The organism is Bradyrhizobium sp. AC87j1 (assembly GCF_002936975.1).
Taxonomy (GTDB): domain Bacteria; phylum Pseudomonadota; class Alphaproteobacteria; order Rhizobiales; family Xanthobacteraceae; genus Bradyrhizobium; species Bradyrhizobium shewense.
On sequence record NZ_PTFE01000038.1, the window covers coordinates 64,627 to 71,494 of the forward strand.

At 65.9% G+C, this 6,868-nt stretch carries 7 protein-coding genes; 3 read left to right on the forward strand and 4 right to left on the reverse strand.

Features of this window, described 5'->3' with window-relative positions; all coding sequences use genetic code 11:
• Positions 1 to 98: 98 nt before the first annotated feature.
• Positions 99 to 983: a dihydrodipicolinate synthase family protein gene (locus CV770_RS20600; RefSeq protein WP_104463607.1), complete on the reverse strand. Its 885-nt coding sequence runs from the start codon at positions 981 to 983 to the stop codon at positions 99 to 101.
• A gap of 179 nt (positions 984 to 1,162) precedes the next feature.
• On the opposite strand from CV770_RS20600, the gene CV770_RS20605 reads away from it, so the two are divergent.
• Positions 1,163 to 2,575 (forward strand): FAD-binding oxidoreductase, encoded by a 1,413-nt coding sequence (locus CV770_RS20605; RefSeq protein ID WP_104463608.1) that lies wholly within the window; start codon positions 1,163 to 1,165, stop codon positions 2,573 to 2,575.
• Between the two features lie 9 nt (positions 2,576 to 2,584).
• Positions 2,585 to 3,265 (forward strand): GntR family transcriptional regulator, encoded by a 681-nt coding sequence (locus tag CV770_RS20610; RefSeq protein ID WP_104463609.1) that lies wholly within the window; start codon positions 2,585 to 2,587, stop codon positions 3,263 to 3,265.
• Between the two features lie 6 nt (positions 3,266 to 3,271).
• Here CV770_RS20610 and CV770_RS42685 read toward each other — a convergent pair whose 3' ends face one another.
• From CV770_RS42685 to CV770_RS20625, 3 genes are all read right to left on the reverse strand, one after another.
• Positions 3,272 to 3,436: a hypothetical protein gene (locus CV770_RS42685; RefSeq protein ID WP_167443383.1), complete on the reverse strand. Its 165-nt coding sequence runs from the start codon at positions 3,434 to 3,436 to the stop codon at positions 3,272 to 3,274.
• 125 nt (positions 3,437 to 3,561) lie between these two features.
• Complete coding sequence (locus tag CV770_RS20620; RefSeq protein ID WP_201759946.1) at positions 3,562 to 4,518, reverse strand: DMT family transporter; 957 nt, start codon at positions 4,516 to 4,518, stop codon at positions 3,562 to 3,564.
• Positions 4,487 to 4,786 (reverse strand): hypothetical protein, encoded by a 300-nt coding sequence (locus CV770_RS20625; protein WP_104463611.1) that lies wholly within the window; start codon positions 4,784 to 4,786, stop codon positions 4,487 to 4,489. The genes CV770_RS20620 and CV770_RS20625 overlap by 32 nt, the downstream gene beginning before the upstream one ends.
• 226 nt (positions 4,787 to 5,012) lie before the next feature.
• Here CV770_RS20625 and CV770_RS20630 point away from each other — a divergent pair.
• A partial coding sequence (locus CV770_RS20630) for a YgiQ family radical SAM protein (protein ID WP_104463612.1) occupies positions 5,013 to 6,868 on the forward strand: 1,856 nt, incomplete at its 3' end.

The following is a 6,868-nucleotide window of genomic DNA, read 5'->3' on the forward strand; positions in this document are numbered from 1 at the left end:
GTTCTAAGAACGGAGCAGCCCCGAACGGCAATCTCCAATTGCCGTCGTGCCGGCCGCAACACGCGAATTCGCGGCGCATATCACGATTCTGTGCGGTCTCAGGCGATGGCAGGAGCCGTCAACTCGTCGAGCTTCCGCTTGAACGCGGAGCCGTCGGACGAGGCGCGGAGCGGCGGGCGCACGCGCTGCCAGGCTGCATCGCCGGTCTGTGCCGCCAGGATCGCTTTCAGCGTCGCAGTGAACGAAGGCGTCTTCAGCACGACGTCGATCGCAGCCTGCATACGCGTTTCGACATCCTTGCCCTCGACCATGCCCTTGACCAGCTCAGGCACGACATTGGCCATGCCGCAGATGGTGCCGGCACCGCCAGCGGCGATCGCGCGGGTGATATCGGCTTCATTGCCGACGGTGATGGCGAGCTCGGGAGCCGCGGCACGGAATGCCTGAAACTGCCTGAAGTCGCCGCTGGAGTCCTTCAGGCCGGCAATCACCTTGCCGTAACGCTTGCGCAAGCTCGCGGCGACGGCGGTGGGGATCGCAACGCCCGACGTCTGCGGGATGTGATAGAGATAAGCTCGCAGCCGATCGTCGGCGACGCCGTCGATGATCGCGGCAAAGGCATCCTCGATGCCTTCAGGCGCGACGCTGCGGTCGAAGTAAGGCGGCAGCACCAGCACGTGGCGCAGGCCGAGACCGAGCGCGGCGCGCGAGAGTGCGATGCTGTCGGTGATGGCGGGGAAGCCACCACCGATGCCGATGCGTTCCGGCGCGACACCGGCCTTGAGCACGGCTTCGATGGTCGCAACGCGCTCGGTGACATTGAACGAGGTGCCTTCGCCGGTGGTCCCGAACAGAACGACGCCGTCGACACCTTTGCCGAAGAGCTGCTTGGCGTGGGCCGCAAGCTTGGCGGAGTCCACGCTGCCGTCGGCCGCCAGCGGCGTCGCCGATGCCACCCAGAACCCGCGAATTGCCTCCGTCATCTCACCACCCTCTAAGCTACGATCTCGGACCAAGCCTCTGATCCCCCAATGGTCTTCAAGGGGCTCCCGAGCCTTGTTTTTGCTTTACTTTCCATCTTGTACCTTACATACAAGAAAGAGGCAAATCCTTTTCCCCGTCACGGCGCGCATGGGCGCAGCCAGATTTAGGGAGGTCTCGCATGAACATGGTGACGCCGGTGAAGCGGCCCGACCAATTGCTCGGCGCACTTCGCGACAAGCTCGGCGCAGCCGCCGTCTTGATCGGCACCGACGTGCCGGCGCGCAACTGCAACGACTGGAGCGCGAGCCTGCCGCAGACGCCGCTCGCGGTGATCCGCCCCGTCGATGCGCAAGGCGTGGCCGATGCGATTGCGACCTGCCGGCAGGCGCAGCTGCCGTTCGTGCCGCAGGGCGGACTGACCGGGCTGTGCCGCGGCGCATCGCCCGAAGCCGGCTGGGTCGCGATCTCGCTCGAGCGCATGAGCGGCATCGAGGAGATCGACCGCGCTTCCGCGACGATGACGGTGAAAGCAGGCACGCCGCTGGAAACGATTCAGAAGGCGGCGGACGAAGCCGGCTTCTTCTTTCCGCTCGACCTCGGCTCGCGCGGCTCCTGCGCCATCGGCGGCAATCTCTCGACCAATGCCGGCGGCAACCGCGTGATCCGCTACGGCATGACGCGCGAGCTGGTGCTCGGTCTCGAAGTCGTGCTGCCCGACGGCACCATCATCACTAGCCTCAACAAGCTGATGAAGAACAATGCCGGCTATGATCTGAAGCATCTGTTCATCGGCTCGGAAGGCACGCTCGGCATCGTCACCCGCGTGGTGCTAAAACTGTTTCCGAAGCCGCGCTCGACCATGGCCGCGCTCTGCGCACTGAAGGACTACGCCGCGGTGATCGCGCTGCTCGATGCGGCGCGCAGCGGGCTCGGGCCGCTGCTGTCGGCGTTCGAGGTGATGTGGCCGGACTATTGGGACGTGATCACGACTCGCGCCGGCGTGAAGCCGCCGGTCGCAGCAGGTCACGGCCTCTACGTGCTGGTCGAGGCGCAAGGCACCGACGAGAGCCTGGACGCGCCGCGCTTCCAGGCCTGGCTCGAAGAGCTGATGGAACGCGGGCTGCTGGCCGATGCCGCGGTGGCGCAATCGCTGGCGCAGACGCAAAGCTTCTGGCGGGTGCGCGACATCTGCGCCGAATTCGGCCAGGTGCTGGGCCCGCACATCTCCTACGACATCGGCCTTGCGGTTGCGCGGATGGACGAATTCGTCACGCGCTGCAAGGCGGCGCTGGCTTCCGGCATCAAAGGCTGCGAGAGCGTCTATTACGGCCATATCGGCGACGGCAATCTGCATCTGGTCTCCTGGGTCACCGGCCTCTCCGTCGAGCAGCAGCCGAAGGAAGAGATGGATACGATCATCTACGGTCTCGTCCGCGAGCTCGGCGGCAGCATCTCGGCCGAGCACGGCATCGGCACGCTGAAGAAGCGGTGGCTAGGCCATGCCAGGAGCGAGGCCGAGATCGCGCTGATGCGGACGCTGAAAGCGGCGCTCGATCCCGATCATCTGCTCAATCCCGGCAAGGTCGTCTGAGAAACGCAAATGCGCTCGCTCAAGCTCGATACGCCGAAATCGCTGTCGCAGCGGGTGATGCAGCGGCTGCGGCAGGCTATCATCGACGGCGAGTTCGCGCTCGGCGCCGCCATCTCCGAGGAGATGGTGGCCAATTCCTTCGGCGTCAGCCGCACGCCGGTGCGCGAGGCGATGGGCCAGCTGCAGGCGCAAGGCCTCGTGGTAATCCGGCCGCAGGTCGGCAGCTTTGTGTTCACGCCGAGCGCGGACGACATCAACGCGCTCTGCACCTTCCGCATCGCGCTCGAACCCAAGGCCGCCGAGCTCGCCTATGGTAACGATCGTGACGGTGCAATCGCCACAATGAGCGAGGCCATCGCGGCAATGGAGCCGGCGGTCACGGCAAAGGACAACATCGCCTATGGCCGCGCCGATGCCGCGTTTCACGAGGCGCTGTTCACCCATTGCGGCAATCGCTATCTCGCCGAATCCTATCAGCTGGTCTCGGGCCGCGTCGCCGCGCTCCGCACCAATCTGACCTCGCCGATCGACGTGCGGACCCGCACTTCGTTCGACGAGCATCGGAGGCTGCTCGATTTGTTCGCGCGCGGTGAGTTCACCGCCTTCGAAGAATTGATGACCACGCATATCACCAATTCTGGCGTGGTTTACGCCAGGGCGTTGAAGGTGGACGCGCTGAAGGTGGAATGAGCGCCTCTAGCGCCCTTCCCTCGGTCCCGGCCTGTCCAGAAAATCCAGCGCGGTGTTGATCTGCTCGAGCTGGTGCTCGATCCTGTCGCGGTCCTCGACCGATGGCGCCTTTTCGAGCTGCTCCACGAGCTTCTGCTTTCGCAACAGCAGGTTCTCTATCACTGTACTCACAGCTCCCCCATCGCCAGAGGCGAACATCGCGAGTGCGCGCGAGCCGAGCTCGCGGCAACCCCTCATCAGAATGTCCGCGAAGGCCGATGGTTCCTGCGGGTGAACCCGGACGCATGCGGATGGAACTAGCGGCGCAAACTGGCCCAGACGCCACCCAAAATCAGCAAACCGCCGAAAAGATGGATCAGCTGCGGCGGTTCGCCGAGGATGGCGAAAGACAGCAGCGCGCTTGCGATCGGCCCGAGATAGAGCACGAGCGAGGTCCGCACCGAGCCGAACTTGCCGCCGAGCCAGGCAAAGCCGGCATAGGCGAGCAGGCCGGGAACGATCCCGGCGAAGACATAGGCCGACAGCGCCTTGGTGCTGAAGACCTGCCCCGGCATCGCCCACATCTCCATGGCCGCGAGCGGCAGCGAGAACAGGGCGCCGGCGCCCGAGAACAGGCTGATGCGTGCAAGCAGCGACGCCTTTGGCGCGGCGCGCGATTGCAGCAGCGTGTAGCCGGACCAGCCGAGCATCGCGATCACGACGAGGCCGTCGCCCGCCGCAGTCTGAAGTTCGATCAGGGTCTGAGGATGGCCGCCGGAGATGATGAGCAGCGCGCCTGCGAGCGCCAGCGCCGTGCCGAGCCATTGCAGCGGACCGACATGCTCCAGGCCGCGCAGGGCCGAGATCAGCAGCACCGTGATCGGCGACAGCGCCATGATCAGCGCGATGTGGATCGCCGTCGTCGAGACGCCCGCGGCGTAGACTGGACCGCCGCACAGGAACATGCCCATGAAGCCGGCGGCGAGGATCGGCCAGATGTTCCCGGCCAGCGGCACGCGGCCATCGAGAATCTCCTTGAGCGCGATCGGCGCGAGCCCGATTGCGACGATGCTCCAGCGGAAGAAGGCGAGCGCGAAGGGCGGGACGGAGCCTGCGAGTCCGCGCGCCAAAATCTGATTGGAGGCCTGCGCGGTCGCCACCAGGATGAAGCCGACCAGCGCAATCACGCCGAGCCAGACATTCGTGGACGGCGATACGCCGGCCACCGCGTCATGACCGCCGTCAGAGGTTTCCTTGCCCGTTTCCTTGCCCATGGATCAATCGGATATCGGATGTCGGCCGCGGTGAGAACCCCGACGACGGCTCACTGGCATGCATATGCGGCACGCGCAGCATTCCGGGTGGCGCGGCGATGCTCGCGAGCAGCACCGGCACGACAGGGGTGCGGCTGAGCGAGACCGAGAACACCGCCAGCAGCGCGCACAGCATGCAGAGCCTCATCCGCACCGTCCTGCGGTCGGTGATCGGCAGAAACAGGAAGAACAACATCGCCAGGATCAGCAGCGCATCGACCAGAAACATGGGGCTCTCCTTCAAGACTGGGGAGAGCATGACGCGGCGGCACCGGCCGGTATGTGGAGGGCGTCACCCCCCCCATGGCGCTGACGCTGGTCAAGCGGGGTCGAGGAGGAAGGGCAGGCGCCCACTGGTTAACGCGCTGGCGCGCCCCGATTGCGGCCCGGGAACCTCGATCTTTCACGCGTCCGTCGGTTGTATTCAGGGGCGCGGAGTCCTATGCGTAGGCGCCATGAACACCCAGATGATCACCGCCGCAAAGCCGCTGATGGCCCGGGCGCAGCCGCGCAAACCGGCACCGTTCCTCCCGATGAGCCGCGCCGAGATGGATGCGCTCGGCTGGGACGCCTGCGACATCGTGCTGGTGACCGGGGACGCCTATGTCGACCATCCGAGTTTCGGCATGGCGATCATCGGCCGGCTGCTCGAGGCGCAGGGCTTTCGGGTCGGCATCATCTCGCAGCCGGACTGGCACTCGGCCGAGCCGTTCAAGGCATTAGGCAAGCCACGCGTATTCTTCGGCGTCACCGGCGGCAACATGGATTCCATGGTGAACCGCTACACCGCCGACCGCCGCCTGCGCAGCGACGACGCCTATACGGCCGGCGGCGAAGGCGGCAAGCGGCCGGACCGCTGCACGGTCGTCTACGCGCAGCGCTGCCGCGAGGCGTTCAAGGATGTGCCGATCGTGCTCGGCGGCATCGAGGCCTCGCTGCGCCGGATCGCGCATTACGATTACTGGTCGGACAAGGTGCGCCGCTCGGTGCTGGCCGACGCCAAGGCCGACCTCTTGCTGTACGGCAATGCCGAGCGGGCCGTCGTCGAGGTGGCGCAGCGGCTCGCCGCGGGCGAAGCGCCGCGCGCGCTCGACGACATCAGGGGCGTCGCGCTGTTCCGCAAGGTGCCTGCGGACTATTCCGAGCTGCACGCCGACGATCTCGATTCCGCCGACGAGGGCGCAACGCGCCAGAGGGGCGCGACCGTGATCCGGCTGCCGGCGCTGGAGCAGGTCGAGCAGGACAAGGAAGCCTATGCGCGGGCGTCACGCGTGCTGCACCGGGAGAGCAATCCCGGCAATGCGCGGCCGCTGGTCCAGCGTCACGGCGACCGCGATCTCTGGCTCAACCCGCCGCCGATCCCGCTGACCAGCGAAGAGATGGACGCGGTCTACGATCTGCCTTACGCGCGCGCGCCGCATCCGTCCTACGGCGAAGCCAAAATCCCTGCCTGGGACATGATCAAGTTCTCGGTGACGATCATGCGCGGCTGCTTTGGCGGCTGCACCTTCTGCTCGATCACCGAGCACGAGGGCCGCATCATCCAGAACCGCTCGGAAGGATCGATTCTGCGCGAGATCGAAAAGATCCGCGACAAGACGCCGGGCTTCACCGGCGTGATCTCCGACATCGGCGGCCCCACCGCCAACATGTACCGGATGGCGTGCAAGGACCCGAAGGTCGAGGCGGCGTGCCGCAGGCCGTCCTGCGTCTTCCCTGAGATCTGCCCGAACCTCAACACCTCGCATGACGACCTGATCCGGCTCTATCGCAAGGTGCGCGAGACCAAGGGCATCAAGAAAGTGATGGTCGCTTCCGGCGTGCGCTACGACCTCGCGGTCGAGAGCCCCGAATACATCAAGGAGCTGGTCACCCATCACGTCGGCGGGTATCTGAAGATCGCCCCCGAGCATACCGAGCGCGGGCCGCTCGACAAGATGATGAAGCCGGGCATCGGCGCCTACAACAAGTTCAAGCGGATGTTCGACGAAGCGGCTGAACGGGCCGGCAAGAAATATTACCTGATCCCCTATTTCATCGCGGCGCATCCGGGCACGACCGACGAGGACATGATGAACCTCGCGCTGTGGCTCAAGAAGAACCGCTATCGCGCCGATCAGGTGCAGACCTTCCTGCCCTCGCCGATGGCGACCGCGACCGCGATGTACCACACCGGCGTCAACCCGCTGCGCGGCGTGCGCCACGGCGGCAGCGACAAGGTCGAGGCGATCAAAGGCCTGCGCCAGCGCCGCCTGCACAAGGCCTTCCTGCGCTACCACGATCCCGACAACTGGCCGGTGCTGCGCGAGGC